Source organism: Variovorax sp. Soil_C_17, assembly GCF_057657265.1.
In genome coordinates this window covers 701637-724245 of the sequence record NZ_JBDGIT010000001.1, presented here as the reverse complement: position 1 = coordinate 724245, position 22609 = coordinate 701637, and the positions used below count along the sequence as shown (strand labels likewise).

General features: G+C 67.6%; 16 protein-coding genes. 7 read left to right on the top strand and 9 right to left on the bottom strand.

Annotated elements, in window-relative coordinates; all coding sequences use genetic code 11:
* Nucleotides 1-12: 12 nt before the first annotated feature.
* The 3 genes from AC3A6Y_RS03405 to AC3A6Y_RS03395 all read right to left on the bottom strand — a co-directional run bounded on the left by AC3A6Y_RS03405 (nucleotide 13) and on the right by AC3A6Y_RS03395 (nucleotide 2475).
* On the bottom strand, nucleotides 13-1419 hold the full coding sequence (locus AC3A6Y_RS03405; protein ID WP_487866822.1) for a hypothetical protein: 1407 nt from the start codon (nucleotides 1417-1419) through the stop codon (nucleotides 13-15).
* Nucleotides 1420-1567: 148 nt separating this feature from the next.
* Nucleotides 1568-2014, bottom strand: a complete 447-nt coding sequence (locus AC3A6Y_RS03400; RefSeq protein WP_487866821.1) for a VOC family protein — start codon at nucleotides 2012-2014, stop codon at nucleotides 1568-1570.
* 53 nt (nucleotides 2015-2067) lie between these two features.
* The gene (locus AC3A6Y_RS03395; protein ID WP_487866820.1) at nucleotides 2068-2475 is read right to left on the bottom strand and encodes a VOC family protein; all 408 of its coding nucleotides are present in this window, start codon (nucleotides 2473-2475) and stop codon (nucleotides 2068-2070) included.
* Nucleotides 2476-2580: 105 nt separating this feature from the next.
* Between AC3A6Y_RS03395 and AC3A6Y_RS03390 the strand changes: the two genes are divergently transcribed.
* Nucleotides 2581-3225 carry a TetR/AcrR family transcriptional regulator gene (locus tag AC3A6Y_RS03390; protein ID WP_487866819.1) on the top strand — a complete coding sequence of 215 codons (645 nt, stop codon included), beginning with the start codon at nucleotides 2581-2583 and terminating at the stop codon, nucleotides 3223-3225.
* A 28-nt stretch (nucleotides 3226-3253) separates the two neighbouring features.
* Nucleotides 3254-3853: a DNA-3-methyladenine glycosylase gene (locus AC3A6Y_RS03385; RefSeq protein WP_487866818.1), complete on the top strand. Its 600-nt coding sequence runs from the start codon at nucleotides 3254-3256 to the stop codon at nucleotides 3851-3853.
* On the opposite strand, the gene AC3A6Y_RS03380 is transcribed toward AC3A6Y_RS03385, so the two are convergent.
* Together AC3A6Y_RS03380 and AC3A6Y_RS03375 are read right to left on the bottom strand one after the other, a co-directional pair.
* The gene (locus AC3A6Y_RS03380) at nucleotides 3841-9108 is read right to left on the bottom strand and encodes an amino acid adenylation domain-containing protein (RefSeq protein ID WP_487866817.1); all 5268 of its coding nucleotides are present in this window, start codon (nucleotides 9106-9108) and stop codon (nucleotides 3841-3843) included. The two genes, AC3A6Y_RS03385 and AC3A6Y_RS03380, sit on opposite strands and share 13 nt — an antisense overlap.
* A 265-nt stretch (nucleotides 9109-9373) precedes the next feature.
* Nucleotides 9374-9778 (bottom strand): hypothetical protein, encoded by a 405-nt coding sequence (locus AC3A6Y_RS03375; RefSeq protein WP_487866816.1) that lies wholly within the window; start codon nucleotides 9776-9778, stop codon nucleotides 9374-9376.
* Between the two features lie 318 nt (nucleotides 9779-10096).
* On the opposite strand from AC3A6Y_RS03375, the gene AC3A6Y_RS03370 reads away from it, so the two are divergent.
* Nucleotides 10097-12613, top strand: coding sequence for a hypothetical protein (locus tag AC3A6Y_RS03370; RefSeq protein ID WP_487866815.1), 2517 nt, complete (start codon nucleotides 10097-10099; stop codon nucleotides 12611-12613).
* A gap of 168 nt (nucleotides 12614-12781) precedes the next feature.
* Here the strand turns inward: AC3A6Y_RS03370 and AC3A6Y_RS03365 are convergent, their stop codons facing one another.
* Nucleotides 12782-13759, bottom strand: coding sequence for a Bug family tripartite tricarboxylate transporter substrate binding protein (locus tag AC3A6Y_RS03365; RefSeq protein WP_487866814.1), 978 nt, complete (start codon nucleotides 13757-13759; stop codon nucleotides 12782-12784).
* Nucleotides 13760-13799: 40 nt separating this feature from the next.
* A complete protein-coding gene (locus tag AC3A6Y_RS03360; RefSeq protein WP_487866813.1) occupies nucleotides 13800-15038 on the bottom strand; it encodes a pyridoxal-phosphate-dependent aminotransferase family protein in 1239 nt (412 codons plus the stop codon).
* Nucleotides 15039-15160: 122 nt separating this feature from the next.
* Here AC3A6Y_RS03360 and AC3A6Y_RS03355 point away from each other — a divergent pair, with 122 nt between their 5' ends.
* Both AC3A6Y_RS03355 and AC3A6Y_RS03350 read left to right on the top strand, forming a co-directional pair.
* Nucleotides 15161-15856 (top strand): GntR family transcriptional regulator, encoded by a 696-nt coding sequence (locus tag AC3A6Y_RS03355; RefSeq protein WP_487866812.1) that lies wholly within the window; start codon nucleotides 15161-15163, stop codon nucleotides 15854-15856.
* On the top strand, nucleotides 15856-18900 hold the full coding sequence (locus tag AC3A6Y_RS03350) for an FAD-binding and (Fe-S)-binding domain-containing protein (protein ID WP_487866811.1): 3045 nt from the start codon (nucleotides 15856-15858) through the stop codon (nucleotides 18898-18900). The genes AC3A6Y_RS03355 and AC3A6Y_RS03350 overlap by 1 nt, the downstream gene beginning before the upstream one ends.
* Nucleotides 18901-18927: 27 nt before the next feature.
* On the opposite strand, the gene AC3A6Y_RS03345 is transcribed toward AC3A6Y_RS03350, so the two are convergent.
* Nucleotides 18928-19365, bottom strand: a complete 438-nt coding sequence (locus AC3A6Y_RS03345; RefSeq protein WP_487866810.1) for a MarR family winged helix-turn-helix transcriptional regulator — start codon at nucleotides 19363-19365, stop codon at nucleotides 18928-18930.
* Between the two features lie 282 nt (nucleotides 19366-19647).
* Here AC3A6Y_RS03345 and AC3A6Y_RS03340 point away from each other — a divergent pair, with 282 nt between their 5' ends.
* Nucleotides 19648-20136, top strand: coding sequence for a tripartite tricarboxylate transporter TctB family protein (locus AC3A6Y_RS03340; RefSeq protein ID WP_487866809.1), 489 nt, complete (start codon nucleotides 19648-19650; stop codon nucleotides 20134-20136).
* 13 nt (nucleotides 20137-20149) lie between these two features.
* Nucleotides 20150-21664, top strand: a complete 1515-nt coding sequence (locus AC3A6Y_RS03335) for a tripartite tricarboxylate transporter permease (protein ID WP_487866808.1) — start codon at nucleotides 20150-20152, stop codon at nucleotides 21662-21664.
* A 19-nt stretch (nucleotides 21665-21683) separates the two neighbouring features.
* On the opposite strand, the gene AC3A6Y_RS03330 is transcribed toward AC3A6Y_RS03335, so the two are convergent.
* On the bottom strand, nucleotides 21684-22586 hold the full coding sequence (locus AC3A6Y_RS03330) for an EamA family transporter (protein WP_487866807.1): 903 nt from the start codon (nucleotides 22584-22586) through the stop codon (nucleotides 21684-21686).
* Nucleotides 22587-22609 lie beyond the last annotated feature (23 nt).

Genomic DNA, 22609 nt, shown 5'->3' with positions numbered 1-22609 from the left:
CGTGGCGATTGCTCAATCGTTGAGGAAGTTTGGTAGTTTGGCGAACAGCTTGCTCTCCTTCAACTCGACGGCGTGTCGCACGCGAAACTCCATCCAGAGGGTGTTCGTGGCTTGGGCGACCGCCTCGTAGCAGGTCACCTTGTCCTCGGCAGAGCTCTGCTCGTCAATAGGAGCGATGGAGAAGCCGACCTTGTTCAACAGCGGGATCATGTCCGCCACCACTGACGCTCGATTGAAAAACTTCTTGGCGCAGTCAAGAAATGATTTCTTTGGGTTCAACGTGCTGAGCAACGTCAGCTCTGCGGGGTTCTCGTGCAGCATGTGGAAAAGCACCACCAGATCCTTCTTCACGTCCTGGGCGGGCAGGTTGCTCTCGGGGTCCTCCAGCTTGGCAAAGATCGGCATCAGCTTCGGGGCGAGGCTGCTGAACACCTGGGTGCCGATCATGGTCTCCAGGTGTTCGCAGTCATGGCGCAAGGTGGAGAGATGTTGCTGCTTGTAGTAGTTGTCGTGCACGGCATACGGCTGGTTGGCGGCCGCGCTGAGTAGGCACTTTCCATGAAAGATCCCGTGCAAGATGGACAGCACGCCTTGCGAACCTGACCCTGAGAACGACGGCACCGTAAAGCTTTCTATACCGTCCAATTTCAGAGACGTCAGGCCCTTCTTGCAAAGCTTCTCATCTGCGGGCTTCAGCGGTCCTGCGGAAAACAAGTTGCTGCTGGACTCGTTCCTTGTCACATAGCTCCTCACCATGCTTTCTTCGATCGGCTGCAGCAATAACCTGAGTCGCGAAGTTTGGGGTACATCAGAAGCTAGATCGTCCATCCATCCTTGGACCGCGTTCACAGCATCCGCGAGCAAGGCGTGTGCGAACAACAGGAAGCAGGCCTTGTTTCGCGTTGGCTGGAAATCTTGAAGAGGAGAACTCAATGCTTTTATCAGGTCGCTTTCGAGCTCCGCAAACCTTGCAGCCATGCCCTGGACGAATTTGAGTTCCTGCTCTAGCGTTGCCCGCAGCGCCGGCGGCGAATTGAGAAGCATATTGTCGTAATGCTTGCACGTTGCCTCGATCTTTAGATGCAGGGGTTGCAACAATTCGACGGACTTCTTAAGCAGATACAACGCCGGTTTGTCATGCTCTGGCTGGCCTGGCTTGAGCTCACCGTTGTCGACCTTCTCAAAAAAGTTGGTGAACAGCACGCTTTGGAAGAGGCAGTCGTCGAATGTGTTGTCGCCCGTGGTGCGGACATGGTGCTGTTTCAGGTATTCCGCGATTTGGAGCTTGTTGTAGGGCGGCTCCAGCTTGACATCTGCCAGGTGATGAATCGGCGAAGAGTGGGGCCGAACCTGCTCCAACACTGCGCCCAGGGACTCTGCTCCGAACGCAATGCTGGAATTCAGGGCGATAGGTCTCATGGAAGACTTCCTTTTCGCGGCTGACGACGGTCAGCTGTCCTGGAATTTGGAACCGCGCGAGAAGGTGCGTTCCTGCAGTTCAGGCAGGAAGCGCGTACTAGTTCACAACGAAACCTTTGTGTCGTGGTGCCGGGAGCGCTCTGGTCCATCAACCCTTCGGCGAGTCGAACACGCCGACCATCCAGCCGACCCCGAAGCGGTCCTGCACCATCCCGAAGCAGGGCGAGAAGAAGGTCGGCCCGAGCGGCATCTGCACCTGGCCGCCCTCGCCGAGCGCCGCGAACTTGCGCTTGGCATCGGCTTCGTCGGCGACGGTGAGCGACAGCGAAAAACCGCGGAAGACAGGCGCCTCCTTGGCCATCCCGTCGGAAGCCATCAAGGTCGTGTCGCCGATCTTGACCTCGGCGTGCATCACGTTGTTCTCCGGAGGCGGGCCGGAACCCTCGGCGCCTCCGCACATCTCGGCGTTGCCCGCAGGCTCGGGGCTGTCCTTGAAGCGCATCAGCATGGTCACTTCTGCGCCGAGCGTGGCACGGTAGAACTCGAGCGCTTCCTCGCAGCGGCCTTCGAAGAACAGGTAGGGCTGGACGTGCATGGCAATCTCCTTGGGAGGGGTGGTGGTGGTGAAACGGATCGAATCGCGAGCGATCAGGCCTGGGGAAAGGCGCTCATGTCCATGTACGCCAGCTCCCACATGTGGCCGTCCAGGTCCTGGAAGCCGTGCTGGTACATGAAGCCGTGGTCCTTCGCCTCGGTCGGCGTGCTGCCGCCGGCAACCACGGCCTTGGCGACCTGGTCGTCGACCTCGTCCCGGCTCTCGCAGGACAGGCACAGCAGCACCTCGGTGCTCTTCGTCGCGTCCGCGATGGCCTTGGGCGTGAAGGTCTTGAAGAAGCTCTCGACCAGCAGCATCGCGTAGATGTCCTCGCTGATCACCATGCAGGCCCCCTGCTCGTTGGTGAAGCGCGGCTCGAAGCTGTAGCCCAGCGCGCCGTAGAAAGCCTTGGACTTCTCGAGGTTCTTGACGGGCAGGTTCACGAAGATCTTGGTGCTCATCGGTACTCCAAAAAACGCACGGTGGTTGAGGGAAATTCCGTTGTTGTGTACAACGTCCACAAAACAATAGCAAAGATAATGGACGGTGTCCACATGGAAACGAAAATGACGCTTCCCAGCCCCGTGCCGCCGGCGCGCAGCACCTATCGCCACGGCGATCTGCGCCGGGCCCTGCTGGAGGCGGGCGTCGATCTGGCCCGCCAGGGCGGCCCGGAAGCGGTGGTGTTGCGCGAGGCCACGCGGCGCGCGGGCGTGGTGCCCAACGCCGCCTACCGGCACTTCGCCAGCCGCCAGGCGCTGCTGCTGGCCGTGCGCGCCGCGGCGCTGTCGGCGGCGGCCGGGGCCATGGAGGCCGAGCTCGCCGCCGTGCCGCGCGACGGCTCGCCGGCGGAAATCGCCCGCGCCAGCGTGCGCGCCATCGGTGCCGGCTACCTGCGCTTCGCCCAGGAACAGACCGGCCTCTTCCGCACGGCCTTCGGCGCCCCCGTGAAGCTGGAGAACCCCCCCACCGACGCCAAGGGCGGCGCGAGCGGCCTCAACCCGTTCGAGCTGCTGGGCGCCGCGCTCGACCAGATGGTGGCGGCCGGCGTGCTGGCGCCCGAGCGCCGTCCGGGCGCCGAGTTCCTGGCCTGGTCGGCGGTGCATGGCCTGGCCTTGCTGATCATCGATGGCCCGCTGAGCGGCGTGCCGCGCGAGCAGACCGATGCGCTGGGCCTGCGCCTGCTGGAGATGGTGGAGAAGGGGCTTTGATGGCCACGCGGTGCGGGAGCATGCTGCCGTGAAGCCGCGCACGCCCGCGGACATCGATTTCCTCGCACCCTCGCACGAGGTCGCCCCCCGCCTGATCGGCCTGGTGCTGCTGGTCGGCGGCGTCGGCGGCCGCATCGTCGAGACCGAGGCCTACGACCGCGAGGACCCGGCCTCTCACAGCTTCGGCGGCCCCACCCTGCGCAACGCGGCGATGTTCGGTCCACCCGGCCGTGCGTACGTCTACCGCTCCTATGGCATCCACTGGTGCCTCAATTTCGTCTGCCGCGAGGAAGGCCATGGCGCCGGGGTGCTGATCCGCGCGCTGGCCCCCACCGCCGGGCTGGAGCGCATGCGCGCGCGCCGCGGCGTGGAAGACCTTCGCCTGCTGTGCGCCGGCCCCGGCCGGGTGGCACAGGCACTGGGCGTCGATGCCGGCTTCAACGGCAAGCGGCTGGACCGTCCACCCTTCGCGCTGCTCGCCGCGCCCGACGATCACCCCGCGGTGGTGGTCGAGGCCGGGCCGCGCATCGGCATCTCCAAGGCGGCCGACGTACCTTGGCGCTTCGGCGAGAAGGGCTCGCCCTTCCTCAGCAAGCCCTTCAGCCGCGCGAAGGCTCAGCGCGCCTGAAGGTTCTCCTCGCGCGCGATCTGCTGCAGGCTCTCGTAGATGAGCCGGCGCGGCGCGACCTTCCAGCCCATCAGGGACTCGATCGCGGCCACCGCCCGCATGGCCAGCAGCGAGTGCCCGCCCAGATCGAAGAAGTTGTCGGTGCGCCCGATCTGCTCCACGCCCAGCAGCTCCGACCAGATGCTGGCGACGAGCTGCTCGCCGTGCGTGGCCGGCGCCACGTAGCTGCGGCCGTCGGCCAGCACGACGTCCATCACCGGCGCCGGCAACGCCGCGCGGTTGACCTTGCCGTTGGGCAAGAGCGGCATCGCGTCGAGCGAGACGAAGTGCTGCGGGATCATGTAGCTCGGCAGCCGCGTACGCAGGTGCTCGCGCAGCATCGGCGTCGCAGGCGGCACCGGTCCGCGCGCGACGAAGTAGGCCACCAGCCGCACGTCGTCCTCGCGCTCGGCACGCGTCACCGCCACGCAGTGCGCCAGCTCGGGATGGTCGAGCAGCGCCGCTTCGATCTCGCCCATCTCGACGCGGAAGCCCCGCAGCTTGACCTGGTGGTCGGCCCGACCCAGCAGCTCGATCAGGCCGTCATGGCGCCAGCGGCCCAGGTCGCCGGTGCGGTAGAGCCGCGCGCCGGGCGCTTCGCCGAAAGGGTCGGGCACGAAGCGCTCGGCCGTGAGCGCGTCGCGGTGGTAGTAGCCGAGGGTCACGCCGGCGCCGCCCATATAGAGCTCGCCCGGCACGCCGATCGGGCAGGCATGGCCTTGCTCGTCGAGCACCCAGCAGCTGACGTTGTCGATGGGCCGCCCGACCGCAATCGCCTTGCGCGGTTCCTCCACCTTCCACGCCGTGGCCCACACCGTGGTCTCGGTGGGTCCGTAGATGTTCCACAGCTCGGCCATGCGCGCCAGCAACTGCTCGGCGAGCACGGGCGGCAGCGACTCGCCGCCGATCAGCCCACGGAAGCCCGGCGCGCCGCGCCAGCCGGTCTCGAGCAGCGCGCGCCATGCCGAAGGCGTGGCCTGCAGCAAGGTCACCGCGTGCCTCTCGAGCAGCATGCGCAGCGCGGCCGGCTCGTGCACCTGCTGCTGCGAGGCGATCACCACCCGGGCCCGCACCACCAGCGGCAGCAGCAGGTCCAGCACCGAGGGGTCGAAGGAGGGGCTGGTGATCGCCAGCACGCAGTCCTCGGCCGCCAGACCCGGCGTCTTCACCATGCCGGCGAGGAAGTTGACCACCCCGCGATGCGGCACGCGCACGCCCTTGGGCTGGCCGGTCGAGCCCGAGGTGTAGATCAGGTAGGCCTCGTCCAGCGGCGTGGCGTCGAGCGCCGGATCGGGGACCAGCGGCGTCTCCGGATGGTCCGCCGCCAAACGCCTGTCTTCGATTTCCAGCATCGGAATGGCGAGCCCTTCCAGGATGCCCTGCGTGCCCTGCTGGGCCAGCACGGCAGTCAGGTCGGCGTCCTTCGCCATGAATCTCAGGCGGTCCGCCGGGTAGTCGGGGTCCAGCGGCACGTAGGCGGCGCCCGCCTTCATCACGCCCAGCTGGGCGATCAGCATCTCGGGGCCGCGCGCGATGCACAGGCCGACGCGCTGGCCGCGCGCGATGCCCCGCAGGCGCAGCGCGTGGGCCAGCTGGTTCGAGCGCGCCTCCAGCTCGCCGTAACTCAGCGTGCCGCCTGCCGCATCGATCACCGCCACGCGCTCGCGCACCTCCGGCGCGCCCAGGTCCAGGTAGTCGTGCACCAGCTGCCGCGCCGGCAGCGGCGAGCGCGCGCCGTTCCAGCCGTGGCGCAGCAGGTTGAGCTGCGCCGGCGCGAGCATCTCGTGCTCGGAGATGCGGCGCTCGGGCTGCGCCAGGAGGCGCTCGACCAGCGACAGGTAGTTCTCCAGCATCCGCTCGGCGCTCGCCTCGCTGTAGAGATCGCTCGCGTACTCCAGGTGGATGCGTTGCGAGAACTCGGTGTCGATGTGCATCGACAGGTCGAACTGCGCGGCCACGCGCTCGAAGTCGAACTCGTCCACCTCCAGCCCGAAGTGCTCGGGCTCGCCCACCGGCGCGTTGAGCACGTTGAAGAGCACGCGCACCGGGCCGTCGGGCTGAAGGGTGCGGTCGTGGCCCAGCGCGTCGATGAGCTCGTCGAAGGGCGCGTCCTGGTGGGCGTAGGCCTCGAGGGCATTGCGGCGCACGCGGTGGACCAGCTCGGTGAAGCTGGGGTCGCCTGCCAGGTCGGTGCGCATCACCAGCGTGTTGACCAGCGTGCCCACCAAAGGCTCGGCGGCGAAGCGGTGGCGGTTCGCGATCGGCGTGCCGATGGCGATGTCCTCGCTCTTCGCGTGGCGCGACAGCATCAGCACGAAGGCCGACAGGTAGACCACGAAGGGCGTGACCGCCTCGCGCCCGCCGAAGCCGCGCATCGCCTCGCGCAGCCGCGGCGGCAGCCCGGCCGAGACGCGCGCGCCCCGGTGGCTGGCCTTGGCCGGCCGCGGGAAGTCGGTGGGCAGGTCCAGGTCGCGCAGGTCGCGCAGGCGCTCCAGCCAGTAATCCAGGTGCGGGCGGCGCGCCTCCACCGCCGCGGGGCTGCGCTGCCAGGCGGCGTAGTCGGCATAGGCGATGGCGGGCGGCGCCGACACCGGCTCGCGCCCGGCCGCCAGCGCGCCGTAGGCCGCCAGGGCTTCGCGCATCAATAGCGCGCTCGCCCAGTTGTCGGTAATGGCGTGGTGCAGCACCCAGAACAGCACATGCTCGCGCTCGCCCAGCCGGATCAGCGTCGGCCGGTGCAGCGGGGCCTGCGCCAGGTCGAAGGGCTGCGCGGCCCGCTCGGCGAGCAGCACGCGCGCCTGCGCATTGCGCTCGCGTTCCGAGAGCCGGCTCAGGTCGATCTGCTCGATCGGCACCGCCAGCGCCGGCACGATGGATTGCATCGGCTCGTGCTCTCCCATCACGAAGCAGGTGCGCAGGCCTTCGTGCCGCTGCACCATGGCATCGAGCGCCTGCTGGCACAGGGCCGGGTCGAAGGCGCCGCGCAGGCGGACCGCGATCGGCACGTTGTACGCGGTCGATGCCGGGTCGAAACGCTGAATGACCCACATGCGCCGCTGCGAGAGCGAGACCGGCAGCGGCGCGCCGCGCGGCACGGGCGTGATGCCGGCGGGCGCCTTGCTGCTGTGCGGCTGCTGCGCCGCGTGGGCCGCATGCGCCGCCATGGCGGCCACGCTCGCATGCTCGAACAACTCGGCCAGCGGCAGCGCCACGCCGAAGTGCGCCGACAGGCGCGACACCACCTGCGTCATGCGCAGCGAATTGCCGCCGAGCTCGAAGAAGCTCTCGTGAACGCCGAAGGCGCGCGTGCCCAGCACCTCGCACCAGATGTCCCACACCGCCTGCTCGCGCGCGTCGCGCGGCAGCACGTAGCCCAGGCGGTCCCGGCGCTCGCCCTCCGACGGGCCTGCCTCGAGGCTCCCTTCGGGCAGCGCGTCGGTGCCGGTGTCGAGCGGGACCGCCAGCGGCAGCTCGTGGGCGAGGAAGGCTTCGCGGCAACGGTGGCGCTGCACCTTGCCGCTGGAGGTGCGCGGCAGCCCGCCCGCGCGCAGCAGCGCGACCGCATGCACCGGCAGCCCATGTTCGACGGCGATGGCGCGGCGCACGGCGCGGAACACCGCTTCGGCATCGGCCTCGGCGCCGGCCTGCGCGCGGCGGTCCAGCTCCAGCGCCAGCACCACGCCTTCGCCGGCCGGCGTGTCGACCGCGAACGCGGCGCCGAAGCCCGGTCGCAGGGCGGGATGGGCGCGCTCGGCGCTCCATTCGAGGTCCTGCGGATAGTGGTTCTCGCCGTGGACGATGATCAGGTCTTTCAGCCGGCCGGTGACGAACAGCTCGCCCCGGTCCAGGAAGCCCAGGTCGCCGGTGCGCAGCCAGGGGCCGCTTCCGTCCGCCAGGTGGCCGCCGAAGGTGGCTTCGCTGGCCTCGGGCTGCATCCAATAGCCGCCGCCCACGCCGGGCGAGCGCACCCAGATCTCGCCGATGCGGCGATCGGCGCAGGCGTGCTGGTTCTCGTCGACGATCAGGATCTCGGTGGCCTGCATGGCCTGCCCGCAGCCCACCAGGTCGCGCCCCTGCGCCGACCCGTCCGGCAGCGGCTCGAAGCGATGGGCCAGCAGGGCCGCCGGGTCGGCGGACACGATGCGCGGCGGCGCCTCCAGCTTTCCTGCGCTCACGCCCAGCACCGCCTCAGCCAGGCCGTAGGAAGGCGCGAACACCTCGGGGGCCATGCCTGCGGCACCGAAGACCGCGAGCACGCGCTCCACCGTGGCCGCTTTGATCGGCTCGGCGCCGCAGTTGAGCGAGACCAGGCTGTCCAGGCGCGCGCCCAGCGGCTTGTCGCCGAGGGCCTGCAGACAGGCGGCGAAGGCCGATTCCGGCGCGCCCGTGTGCGTGATGCGGTGGGTCTCGATGGCATCCAGCCAGCGCAGCGGCCGGCGCAGGAAGGCCAGCGGCGACATCAGGTAGCCGGTGGCGCCCGCCACCACCGGCGCCAGCACGCCGAAGGCGAGGCCGTAGTCGTGGAAATGCGGCAGCCAGCTGAGCGAACGCGAGGCCGCGCTGCCGCGGCCCGCGGCGATCAGCGCGCGCACGTTGGCCAGCACGTTCGCATGCGAGAGCCGCACGCCGCGCGGTTCGGACGTGGAGCCCGAGGTGTATTGCAGGTAGGCCAGCGTCTGGGCCTCGAGCGCCGGCGGGGTGAAGTCCTGCTGCGCCGCGGCCAGCTGCGCCGCATCGGGCAGCGCGGTCCAGCGCGCCATCGCGAAGGTGGCCGGGTCCAGCGCGGTGGCCGCGGCATCGAGCAGCGTCGCGCTGGTCAGCACCAGGGCTGCACGCGAATCGGCGATCACGCTGCGCAGGCGAGGCGCGGCGTGGTGCAGGCGGATCGGGTCGGGCGCAGGCACCGGCACCGCCACCCGGCCGCTGAGCATGCACGCCCAGAAGACCCGCACGAAGTCCAAGCCCGGCGGGAAGGCCAGCAACACGCGGTCGCCCGGGCGGGTCGCGGCCGCAAGCCAGGCCGCGATGCCGTGCACCTCGTCGCGCAGTTGCGCGTAGCTGCTCTGCTGCGCGAGCGACAGGTCGTCCGTGAGAAAACCATAAGCGAGCTGCGCCGGCCGCGTTCTACATTGCGCCTCGAAGGCAAGGGCCAGCGTGTCTTGCGACATTCGGGTGGCGGCGGGCATCAGGCTTTCGAGCGACGGGGAATTGAACATGTGGAGGGGGGCCCTGGCCGGTGGAGGGATGTGTCCCATCGCGCTGGACGACGGCACAAAACCAAGGCGTTCTGCCATTATGTTGCGCTGCAACACGCAGGTCATCTTCGGCGATTGACTGGCGGTGTTGTCCGACAAGGCAGGTTCCACGGGCCGGTGCAGCGACAGCGTCACTGGAACTTGCGATCACTCGCGGCATGGAAGCCGGCATCTTCATCGCCCGCTACGAGGCAGCCGTGGCTCGAGCCCGCGCCGCCGCGCGCGCTCACTTCCACTCGAAAAACTCGCCGCTTGTATTGCCCTCGGAATCGACCTCGAACTCGAACAGCACCGCCAGGCTGTTCAGGGCCGCCCACTTGGGCGAGGTCGTCTGGCAGTACACCGCGCCGCGGTAGCTCACCGCCCCGTCCTTCTGGAATGTCCCCACGCCTTGGCCGACCCAGCTCAGCACATCGCCATCCCGGCTCATCGTGATGCCCTGCCCTTCGCCGAACAGGGAGCCGTCGGGCCGCACGACCGCCACGTAGGTGCCGGTCTCGGTATCGGCCACCCCGAGCAGCGAGCCGCTGCTCTGGAACGAGGTCTCCATCTTCGGCGCGCCGCCCACACTGGGCAGCACCCGCTGCGTCGTCACCCTGCCCCGGCCTTCACCAATGCGTTCGCCAAGCATCTCGTTCTCCTTCACGGCGTCTTGAAGCCGTGCCGGCTAAACATAGGTCGCTGTCCGGCGCGCTGCAAACCTTTGCTCAAAAAAAAGGGTCGCGCGCATACCTCTGCTCTTAAACAAAAGAACTAATCAAATTCATGGTTTTGGTGAAGGAATCATTGGTGCTTTCGGGTTACTCATCAAGTAGCCAGCATCCACCAAGCCCTACACATGCAACCCTTATCGATGGGCCCGAGCAGTAGCGTCCTTCCGCAAGCACAACCAAGCACGTCCCCAACCTTTCTTTTCGCGCGACACGGCGTCCAGATACGGAGCGATGGATTGGTATTCGTCAAGGTCGATCCTTCAGAGCCAACCGACACCAGTTCCCAAGCTCAAGCTCGAATCGAATGGGTGTTGCGCAGAGAAAAACCGGACAGGCGCAAGTTCATCCTCCAAGCGGTGGCCAAGGATCCAACCATTGGCTTCGATACCTCCGCCTTGCGCCATGCGCTTGAATTGAGTCCGCCGCAAATAGCTGTGCTCCGGTACGGGTTCTTTGAAAGGCCCCTGCGCAGGCTGATCGCGGAAGAGCCGCCGTTCCAATCGAGCCGCGCCATGGTGGTCGATGCATTGGTGCAGGACGTCAGTGAACACTGCAGGTACCTGTCGATCCATGACGTGCAGGCGATGGTCACGGCTGCCGCCATCGAGATAAGACGGCGAACGTCTGAAGACGAAAATTCGACATACCCGGAACTGCTTCAAATTGCGATGAGCCGCACGGGTGGCTATTTCACCGGCCGGACATGGGGCAACGATCCTTGGTTGATCCCGCGCAGGATGTTCCCCATCGAAATGCATGTCATCGAACGACTCGAGAAGGTGTACGACGGCTTGCCGGCTCTGCGCAAAGCTCCCGCGCGCTGGCTGGACATGCTGATCTATCAAGTGGCAACGGCCGACGTCGAACAGCTGTCCTCCGAGAACAAGCATCTGCTGATGGTGACCATCCTGCACGCCTATGAAAAGCTGCTGAGCCAGTGCTTTGAGCCGGGCAAGCCGGACGAAAGCGGGCCCCATGCCGTGCACGACGCCAATCAGCACCACGTGCGCTTTGCACTGGACCGGCTGGGATTCCCCGAGGTTCCCGTAGTGGGCACGCCGACGCCGGTTCAGTTGCAGCGAGCCGGTATGGTTGTCAACCAGCCCGCTTCGCCCCCCCCGTCCAAGAAAAGGCCTCACCAAGAGATTGCGGTCATCGCGCCAAGCCTGTCGCTTATCGAACAGCCGCAGGAACAAGCGCGTGCTGGCGAGTTGCATGCGGTGGCAGAGGCGCTTGCGCGAATGACGGCTGGACTTGAATTGCAGCAGGGTCTGCGCTGTCTGCAGCATGCCTTCAACAACGCCTGGTCCAACTGGGTGTGCCTGCACCGTTCGCAGATGCAATTCAGGCCGGTTTCCCTGCCAAACGCACCCCAGGAGCTGGACGCCATCGACCACATCCGCGCCCCTGACGGATTCGCCATGCAAAGGCTGAGGCTGATGCCAGAGCAGTTGTACGCGGTGATGCCGGCACTCGAAGCCCATCTGGATCTTGCGATCGTCTTCAAAGGCGCGACCAATTTGCGCTTCATGGACGCGCGAGTCCATGACATCAAGCACTACACGGCCTTGATCAAGGTGAACGACCTGCACTTCGAACTGGAGTCGAACGTCGCGGTCGCCGAGGCGGGCAAGCGTTGGATTCGGAGCCTCCCGGATTACTTCAAGGAGGTGCCAGGCGGCGCGTACATGGCGATTCCTGGCGATCCTGCTCATCCGCTGTCGAAGTACTTGACCCTGTTGGCCATCGAACCTTTCTGGAGGACCTGCGAAGCGCTTGGCGTTTTGCTAAAGACGCAGCCCATCATCGAACTCGCGCAATCTCTCCCCGTGAACGGCATGCGGGAGGCGGCACATGCCATTGACGCACGCTCCGTAGCGGCGTTCTGCCGGAAGAAAGGCTTCTCCGCAGCCTGCCATGTCAAGAAGGTGGCGGCACTCGCTGGCCGAAGCAAAGAGATCGTGGAGTGGCTCGACGACCTCGGAAAGGACAAAGTCATCCTCTGGACCGGCACCGATCCGATGGTCATGGCAGTAACACGCAACGTCTGGGGCGACTGGATGGCGAACGTTTCCGATGGAATCTGGCAACGGCCTCTTATCGTCGTCTTGGACGAGCAGCAGTCCCTGTTCGCGGATCTCCCCGACGACGAACGGGAGCGGCGCGCAGGAATCGTCGAAGCCCTCGTGCTGGAGGAGTCCTCGCCTGCCCGTGTTCGAAGCGCTGATCAGCCACCGGGTCGCCAAGCCATCGTTTTGGACCAGCCTCCGCCTGCTGTCAACCTGTCTGCGCCCACCTTTGATCGACACGCTGTGCAGCCGCAGACGCAGGCGAGCGTCCGGCCCGCAGTCACGGGGGCTGAGGCTCGATCGGAGCAGAGGCTGTTGAGCGCCTTGAGGAAGCACCCGTACACCCAAACTGAGACGGTGATGAGCGGTTTGAACAATGAACAAACCATCAAGACAACCGCCGATGTCGTCGATTATTTGAGCAAGGTCGCGCCAAGAAGGCATGCCGTGCTGTTGAGCATGGCAAAGTCGATCAGGCAAGCCGATAGGGAAGGATCTGAGCATGTCGCGACACTCTTTGCCCTACATGGAAGAGGACACCAATCTGCTGAAAAATACATCCCCTTCCTGCCACCCCGAATACCGCCTTGCCTTGTTCCTTACACAGTGGAGATCAAGGCGAATATTGAGAAGTGGAAGAACGGTGAACGAAAGAACGCCTTCATGAAACAACTGGGCCTTTAGCCTATCGATCTTTTGAACTGAAGCCGTCCATCGCGATGACTCGCCTTGCGCGGCTATTTCCAACGCGAAGAGCTGGCTGCGGGTACCTGAAAGGGGCTAGCCAGGCTGTTCAGGCGCACCCACTTGGCAAACCGAACGCTGTAGCAGGCACGAATGGCGCACGCACGCTCAGGCGTCCACCTTCACCTTCGCATCCCGCACCACCCGCGCCCACTTCTCGATCTCGGCGGCGATGAACTTCTGGAACTTCTCCCGCGAGCCGCCGCCGTCCTCGGCGCCGTAGGTGTCGAGCCGCTCCTGCACATCGGGCATCGCCAGCACGGTGTTCACGTCGCGGTTGATCTTGTCGGCGATCGGCGTCGGCAGCTTGCCGGGCCCGGCCAGTCCGTACCAGGTGGTGGCCTCGAAGCCTTCGAAGCCCTGCTCCTGCATGGTCGGCACGCCGGGGTGGCCCTTGGCGCGTTTCAGCCGCGTCTGCGCCACCGCCGTCACCTTGCCGCTCTTCACATGCGGCGTGGCGGCCGTCATGGTCTCGAAGCTGTACTGGATCTGGTTGCCCATCAGGTCCGCCAGGAGCGGTCCGCTGCCCTTGTAGGGCACGTGCAGCGCATCGACCCTGGCCTGCAGCTTGAACATCTCCAAAGCGAGGTGCTGAGCCGAGCCGGCGCCGGCCGAGCCGAAGCTCACCTTGCCGGGCTCGGCGGTGCACAGCGCGACGATGTCCTTCACCGTCACGGCCTTCTGCGCCGGGCCCGCGATCAGCAGGTTGGGCGTCACGCCCACCAGCACGATCGGCACGAAGTCGCGCTCCACGCTGTAGCGCAGCCTGGGCTGCAGGCTGGGGGCGAGCGCGTGGCTGTTGATGTGCGCCATCAGCAGCGTCGAGCCGTCGCTCGGCTGCGTCGACACGTACTCGGCCGCGAGCACCCCGGCCACGCCGCCCTTGTTCTCCACGATCACCGACTGGCTCCACATCACCGAAAGCTTCTGCGCCACCACCCGCGCCAGGGCATCGGTGCCGCCGCCCGGCGGAAATCCCACCACGATGCGCACCGGCCCGTGGGGCCATTCCTGTGCGAACACGCGCGGCACGCCGAGGGTGGCTGCCGCGGCGCCCGCGGCCTGGATCAGGGAACGTCGTTGCATCAAGGGTCTCCTGGTTGTGAATGGGCTCGGAGGCCGGAATTCAGGCCGCCTTCTTCAGCGCCGCCGGCGCCGCATGGTTCGCGAAGTACTCCATCGCCGCCTGCACGCCGCCGGCCGCGAACTTCACGCCCGCGAGCTTCAGCCCCATCTCCACGCCGGCCACCATGGCCACCAGCGTGAGGTCGTTGCTGTCGCCCAGGTGCCCCATGCGGAACATGCGGCCCTTGAGCTTGCCCAGGCCGGTACCCAGCGACAGATCGAAGCGCTCGTGGATCAGGCGCCGCAGCGCGTCGGCATCCACGCCCTCGGGCGTGATCACGCCCGTCAGCACCGGCGAATGCACGGCCGGGTCGGCGCATTGCGTCGGCAGGCCCCAGGCGTGCACGGCAGAGCGCACCCCTGCGGCCCAGCGCTGGTGGCGCGCAAACACCTGCGGCAGGCCCTCGCCCAGCAGCATGTCCAGCGATTCGGCCAGGCCATACAGCAGGTTGGTGTTGGGCGTGTAGGGCCAGTAGCCGCTCCGGTTCATCTCCACGATCTCGTCCCAGGCCCAGAAGGCCTTGGGCAGCTTGGCGGTCTTGCTGCGTTCGAGCGCCTTGGGCGACAGCGCGTTGAAGCTGATGCCCGGCGGCAGCATCAGCCCCTTCTGCGAGCCGCTGATGGTCACATCCACGCCCCACTCGTCATGGCGGTAGTCGGCGCTGGCCAGGCCGGAGATGCTGTCCACCATCAGAAGGGCCGGATGCCCGGCCGCGTCGATCGCGCGGCGCACCGCGGCAATGTCGGAGGTGACGCCGGTGGAGGTCTCGTTGTGCACCACGCACACCGCGCGGATCTTCTTCTCGGTGTCCTGGCGCAGCCGCGCCTCGACGAGGTCGGCCTGCACGCCGTGGCGCCAGCTGCGCGGCAGGCCGGTCTCGTCGACGCCGGGCAAGCTCAGGAACTCGGGCTCCAGCCCGAGGCGCAGCGCCATCTTCTGCCACAGCGCGGCAAAGTGACCGGTCTCGTACATCAGCACCGCATCGCCCGGGCTCATCACGTTGGCGAGCGCCGCCTCCCACGCGCCGGTGCCAGAGGCCGGATAGATCACCACCGGATGCCGGGTCTGGAACACCTGCCGGATGCCCGCCAGCACCTTCAGTCCCAGCGCGCCGAACTCGGGCCCGCGGTGGTCGATGGTGGGCAGGCTGATGGCGCGCAGGATGCGGTCCGGCACCGGGCTGGGGCCCGGAATCTGCAGAAAATGGCGGCCGGTCGGATGGGAGTCGAGTTGCAGCATGGCGGTCCTCTCTTTTTTAGTTTTGCATGCAAAATTCATCTGCCCATGCTGGATTACCCTGAAGATGCTGTGTTGATGTGCCCTGGTTTTGCATTCAAAATGCGTTCGGAGGAAAGGAAGCCATGGCAGAAGTGATCGAGATCTCGCGGCTGGCGCTGCACGACCAAGTGGCCGCGCGCCTGCGCACCATGCTGGTCGAAGGCCGCATCGCCCCCGGCGCCAAGCTCAACGAGCGCGAGCTGTGCGAGCAGCTGCGCGTTTCGCGCACGCCGCTGCGCGAGGCCATCAAGCTGCTGGCGGCCGAGGGCCTGGTCGACCTGCTGCCCAACCGCGGCGCCGTGGCGGTCAAGCTGACCGAGGCCGACATCCAGAACACCTTCGAGCTGCTCGCCGCGCTCGAAGGCATGTCGGGCGAGCTGGCGGCCCGCCGCATCACCGATGCCGAGCTGGCCGAGCTGCGCGCCCTGCACTACGAAATGCTGGCCTGCTTCGCGCGCCGCGATCTCTCGGGCTACTACCGCATCAACGCGCGCATCCACACCGCCATCAACGACGCCGCCAAGAACCCGGTGCTCACCAGCACCTACCGCGCGATCAATGCGCGCGTGCAGTCGCTGCGCTTTCGCACCAACCAGGACGAGGCCAAGTGGAAGCACGCGGTGGCCGAGCACGAACGCATGATCGAGGCGCTCGCCGCGCATGACGCCACGGCCCTGCGCGAGGTGCTGGTCGAGCACCTCAACCGCAAGCGCGACACGGTGCTGGCGCTGCTGCGCGCCGGCGAGATCTACCCCGAGGCCCTGGCGGGCAAGCGCTGATGCGCATCGATCCCCCCAGCCACTTGCAGCCGGCCGGCACCGTGCTGCCGCCCAACGAGGTCTGCGCCGCGCTGGCGCGCCGCCTCGCGGCCGAGACCGAGGGCGAGGTGCTGTTCGACGCCGCCTCGCGCGGCCGCTACGCCACCGACGCCTCCATCTACCAGATCATGCCGGTGGGCGTGCTGGTGCCGAAGAGCGAGCGCGACGTCGCCACCGCGATCGACATCGCGCGCGACCTGCAGGTGCCGGTGCTGGCGCGCGGCGGCGGTACCAGCCAGTGCGGCCAGACCACCGGCGCGGCCCTGGTCATCGACAACAGCAAGCACCTGCGCCGCGTGCTCGAGCTCGACGTGGCGCAGCGCCGCGTCACCGTGGAGCCGGGCCTGGTGCTCGACCATCTCAACGCGCAGCTCAAGCCGCACGGCCTGTGGTTTCCCGTGGACGTCTCCACCAGCGCCCAGGCCACGCTCGGCGGCATGGCGGGCAACAACTCCTGCGGCTCGCGCTCCATCGCCTACGGCAACATGGTGCACAACGTGCTGGGCGCGAGCGCCTGGCTGTCGGATGGCGAGCTGGTGGACTTCGGCCCCGTCGCCACGCTCGGCCCGCGCGCCGCCGACATCGCGCAGCACGTGAAGCAGCTGGCCCGCCAGCACCAGGCGGAAATCGCCGAGCGCTGGCCCAAGGTGATGCGGCGCGTGGCCGGCTACAACCTCGACATCTTCGACAACCAGAGCGAGCGCCCCTACACCGCCGACGGCAGCGTCAACCTCGCGCACCTGCTGATCGGCGCCGAGGGCACGCTGGCCTGCACCCGCAGCCTGACGCTGCAGCTGTGCGAGCTGCCGCGCGCCAAGGTGCTGGGCGTCGTCAACTTCGCGAGCTTCCACGCGGCGATGGATTCGGCCCAGCACATCGTGAAGCTCGGCCCCACGGCGGTCGAGCTGGTCGACCGCACCATGATCGAGCTGAGCCTGGCGAATCCGGCCTTCCGGCCGACCGTCGAAAAGGCGCTGATCGGCAAGCCCGCCGCCATCCTGCTGGTCGAGTTCTCGGGCGAAGACCGCGCCGCCCTGCTGCGCCGCCTGCAGCAGCTGGCCGAGCTGATGGGCGACCTGGGCCTGCCCGACAGCGTGGTGCGCATGCCGGAGGAGGCCGCGCAGAAGGCCCTGTGGGAAGTGCGCAAGGCGGGCCTCAACATCATGATGAGCCTCAAGGGCGACGGCAAGCCGGTCAGCTTCATCGAGGACTGCGCCGTGCCGCTCGAGCACCTGGCCGCCTACACCGACGGGCTGACCGAGGTCTTCGCGAAGCACGGCACGCGCGGCACCTGGTACGCCCATGCGTCGGTGGGCACGCTGCACGTGCGGCCCATCCTCGACATGCGCACCGACGGCGCCGCGAAGATGCGCGCCATCGCCGAGGAAGCCGGCGAGCTGGTGCGCAAGTACAAGGGCGCTTTCAGCGGCGAGCATGGCGACGGCCTGTGCCGCGGCGAGTGGATCGAATGGCAGTTCGGCCCGGCCATCAACGAGGCCTTCCGCGCCATCAAGAACAAGCTCGACCCGATCGGCCTTTTCAACCCCGGCAAGATCATCGATCCGCCGAAGATGGACGACGGCGCCCTCTTCCGCTTTGCGCCCGCCTCGGCGCCGCAGCCCTACAGGCGCATTCCCATCACTCCCGTGCTCGACTGGTCGGCCTGGAACGTGCAGGCCGACCCCGTGACCGAGGAGACCACCCCGCCCGGCAGCGGCGGCGACGTCACCGGCGGCTTCGCCAAGGCCGTCGAGATGTGCAACAACAACGGCCACTGCCGCAAGTTCGACGCCGGCACCATGTGCCCCAGCTACCGCGTCACGCGCGACGAGCAGCACCTCACGCGGGGGCGCGCCAACACGCTGCGGCTGGCGCTCTCGGGCCAGCTCGGCCCGGACGCCTTCACCGGCGAGGCCGTTCGCGACGCCATGGACCTGTGCGTGGGCTGCAAGGGCTGCAAGCGCGACTGCCCGACGGGCGTGGACATGGCGAAGATGAAGATCGAGTTCCTCGCCCACTACAAAAAGAAGCACGGCCACACCCTTGCCGATCGGCTGGTCGCCCGGCTGCCCGAGTATCTGCACACGGCCAGCCGCATGCCCTGGCTCTTCAACCTGCGCAACCGCCTGCCCGGCGCCGCCTGGCTGGGGGAGCGCCTGCTGGGACTGTCGGCCAGGCGCTCGCTGCCGGAATTCCGCAGCGACACCTTCTGGACCACGCGCGACGCCACGCTCTTCACCAGCCGCGACATGGTCATCGCCGCGGCCTGCAGCGGCCGCAAGTCGGCGGTGCTCTTCGTCGACACCTTCAACGGCGGCTTCGAGAGCGAGAACGCCTGGGCCGCCGCGCGCGTGCTCAAGGCCGCAGGCTACCTGCTGCACACCGTCGAGAAATCCGGCGGCCACCATTGCTGCGGCCGCACCTACCTGGCCAACGGCATGGTCGAAGAGGCCAAGGCGCGCGCCGACGCGCTGCTCGATGCCTTGCTGCCCCTCGCCGAGGCGGGCGTTCCCATCGTGGGCCTGGAACCTTCCTGCCTGCTGACCCTGCGCGATGAGACCCTCGCGATGGGCCTGGGCGACAAGGCGAAGACCGTCGCGGCCCAGGCGCTGCTTTTCGAGGAATTCATCGCGCGCGAGATGCGCGAGGGCCATTTCAAGCTCGCCCTCAAGCCGGCCGGGAAGCCCATCCTGCTCCACGGCCACTGCCATCAGAAGGCCTTCGGCGCGGTCAGCCCGGTCCTCGAGGTCCTGAAGCTCATCCCCGATGCGAAGCCCGAGCTGATCGAGAGCTCCTGCTGCGGCATGGCCGGCAGCTTCGGCTACGAGGCCTCGCACTACGAGGTGTCGATGCGCATGGCCGAGGCCGCCCTGCTGCCCGCGGTGCGCAGCCACCCCGACGCCATCGTCCTGGCCGACGGCACCAGCTGCCGCCACCAGATCGCCGACGGCGCACAGCGCCAGGCGGTGCATGTGGCGCGGCTGCTCGATGCGCTGATGGCCTGAAGCGGGCCGGCGCCCAAGCGCCCCCGCCTATGCCTCGCCGTCCTCGATTTCGCCCCGGATCTCGTTCGCGAGGCGGACCGCCTCGGCCAGGTGCGACAGCTCCAGCGCGTGCTGCTGTGCGAGCTGCGCCAGCACCTTGCGCCCCTTGGGCGTCAGGTGCACCTCGACCAGCCGGCGATCGACGGTGCTGGGCTTGCGCCTGACCAGGCCCGCTTCCTCGCAGCGAGACACCAGCGCCACCACCCCGTGCGGCTGCGCCTGCAGCCGCTCGGCGATCTCGCCCACCGAGGCCCATTCGCGGCCCGGGAACCCCTGCGTATGCAGAAGCACCTGGTATTGCAGCACCGTGATGCCGGCATCGCGCGCCGCATCCTCGCTGAAGCGCAGGAAGCTGCGCAGCCGGAACCTGAACTCCGACAGCGCTTCCAGGCGCAGCTTCGACGCGCTCTGCTCGTTCTTGGACATCGTCGTTCTACCTGTTGGATTTCCCGCAATGTAGCAAGCCACGCCCGGATGCCGCCTGACCCGACGCTGAGCTCGGGCCGAGGGTAATTACTCATACTGTGAGGTAAAAAGCCTCATAGCATGATGTAAATTCGATCGCGGCGCCTTCGACGGGCCTGCATCCGCATGCGGGACGTGGCGTCGCTCCGACCGTGGGTCATCACGTCCCGCACGGGCCGCCCGGCACCTGCTTGGCAAGCGGTCGCCCTCCCCTTTTTCAGTTCCTTCGAAAGTGCACACCTCATGAAAATCAGGAGCCACCGAGACTTTTTCTCAGGGTTGATGTTCGTCTCCGTCGGCGCCGCCTTCGCGATAGGCGCCACCAACTACAGCATCGGCAGCGGCGCGCGCATGGGCCCCGGCTACTTCCCTCTCATGCTGGGCGTGCTCCTGGGCATACTGGGCCTGGGCGTGATCCTCGGCGCGCTGACCGTGGACACGGCCGACGGCGAGCCCATCGGCCGCATCGCCTGGAAGCCGCTGCTGCTCATCATCGGTGCCAACCTGGTCTTCGGCTTGATGCTGGGCGGGCTGCCGAGCATCGGCGTGCCGGCCATGGGCCTGATCGTCGCGATCTATGCGCTGGTCGTGGTCGCCAGCCTTGCCGGCAGCAGCTTCCGCATGAAATCGGCACTGATCCTGGCCACCATCCTGGCGATCGGCAGCTACCTCGTCTTCATCCTCGGCCTCAGCCTGCAGTTCCAGGTCTGGCCCTCCTTCATCACCGGCTGAAGCACGCGCCGCCATGGAACTCCTCGATCATCTCGCGCTCGGCTTCAACGCCGCCTTCACGCTGCAGAACCTCGTCTACGCCTTCGTCGGCTGCCTGCTGGGCACGCTGATCGGCGTGCTGCCCGGCATCGGCCCCGTGCCCACCATCGCCATGCTGCTGCCGGTGACCTATGCGTTGCCGCCGGTGGCCGCGCTCATCATGCTGGCCGGCATTTACTACGGCTCGCAGTACGGCGGCTCCACCACGGCCATCCTGGTCAACCTCCCGGGCGAGTCCTCGTCGGTCGTGACGGTGATCGACGGGCACCAGATGGCCAAACGGGGGCGGGCGGGCGCTGCGCTGGCCACCGCGGGGCTGGGCTCCTTCTTCGCCGGCAGCGTCGCCACGCTGGTGCTCGCGGCCTTCGCGCCGCCGCTCACGGAACTGGCCTTCAAGTTCGGCCCGGCCGAGTACTTCTCGCTGATGGTGCTGGGCCTGATCGGCGCGGTGGTGCTGGCCTCGGGCTCGCTGCTCAAGGCCATCTGCATGATCCTTCTCGGCCTGCTGCTGGGCCTGGTCGGCACCGACGTGAACTCGGGCGTTGCGCGCTTCAGCTTCGACATCCCCGAGCTCACCGACGGCATCAGCTTCATCGCCATCGCGATGGGCGTGTTCGGCTATGGCGAGATCATTGCCAACCTGTCGAAGCCCGACGAAGAGCGGCAGATCTACACCGCCGAAGTCCACGGGCTCTGGCCGACCCGCGAGGACTTCAAGAACATCGTGCCCGCGGCGCTGCGCGGCACCACGCTCGGTTGCTGCCTGGGCATCCTGCCGGGCGGCGGCTCGCTGCTGTCGGCCTTCGCCTCCTACACGCTGGAGAAAAAGCTCAGCCGCAAGCCGGGCGAAGTGCCGTTCGGGCAGGGCAACATCCGCGGCGTGGCCGGCCCCGAGTCCGCCAACAATGCCGGCGCGCAGACCTCCTTCATCCCGCTGCTCACGCTCGGCATTCCCGGCAATCCGGTGATGGCGCTGATGGTGGGTGCGATGACCATCCACAACATCCAGCCCGGCCCGCAGGTGATGACCAGCAACCCCGAGCTCTTCTGGGGCCTCATCGCCTCGATGTGGATCGGCAACCTGATGCTGGTGGTGCTCAACCTGCCGCTGATCGGCATCTGGATCAAGTTCCTGTCGATCCCCTACCGCTGGCTGTTCCCGGCCATCGTGCTGTTCTGCGCCATCGGCGTCTACTCGACCAACAACAACACCTTCGACGTCTGGATGGTGGGCCTGTTCGGCATCGTCGGCTATGCCTTCCACAAGCTGGGCTGCGAGCCGGCGCCGCTGCTGCTGGGGCTGATCCTCGGGCCGATGATGGAAGAGAACCTGCGCCGCGCGCTCCTGCTGTCGCGCGGCTCATGGGACGTGCTGGTCACGCGCCCCATTTCGGCCGGCCTGTTGATTGCCGCCATGCTGCTGCTCGTCATCGTCCTGATGCCCGCCGTGAAGTCCAAGCGCGAAGAGGCCTTCGTCGAGGAAGGCTGAAAGCGCCCGGCTCGCCCCCTCACCCGGCCACCCGCACCTCCACGCCGCGCCCCGGCCCCTGGCTCATCGCCCACTGCACCGCCAGAATGCTCACCAGCACCGCCACCAGTCCGACGAAGGAAAGCCCGCGCATCGCCTGCCCCAGCAGTGCCCACCCCAGCAGCACCGCCGTGAGCGGGCTCAACAGCCCGAGCGACGACACCGCCACCGGCGACAGCCGCGCGATCCCGCGGAACCACAGCGCATAGGCCACCAGCGCACCGGCGATCGAGAGATACGCATAGGCCCCGACCTGCGTGGCGGTCAGCACCGGCAGCGGCGGATCGAAGGCCCAGGTCATGGGCAGCAGGATCAACCCGCCCAGCAGCAACTGCCAGCCCGTGAGGGCCAGCACCGGCATGCGCGGCTGCCAGCGCCGGGTGAGGTAGGTGCCGGCGGCCATGAGCGCCGCGCCCGCCAGCGCGGCGGCGATGCCGACGCCATCCCACGCCGAGCCCGGCGACAGCAGCAGTGCCGCCATGCCCGCGATGCCCAGCACCGCCGCGCCGACCGCGAGCTGCGGCGGGCGCCGGTGGTCCAGCGCCCAGGCCAGCCCCATCACCAGCAGCGGCTGGATCGCGCCCACCACCGCCGCGAGCCCGCCCGGCAAGCGGTAGGCCGCCACGAACAGCAGCGCCTGGAAGAAGCCGATGTTCAGCGCCGACAGCACGAGCACGCGGCCCCACTCGCCCCGCGCCGGCAGCCGGCGGCTGAACAGCACCAGCAGCAGCCCCGCCGGCAGCGCGCGCAGCAGCGCCGCGGTGAAGGGGCGGTCAGGCGGCAGCAGCTCGGTGGCCACGATGTAGGTCGAGCCCCAGATGGCCGGGGCGAAGGCGGTCAGCAGGACATCTCCCCAGGAGACGGAAGCTTGGGTGCTGGACATGGATTTGTCTCTAGTTCAAGATA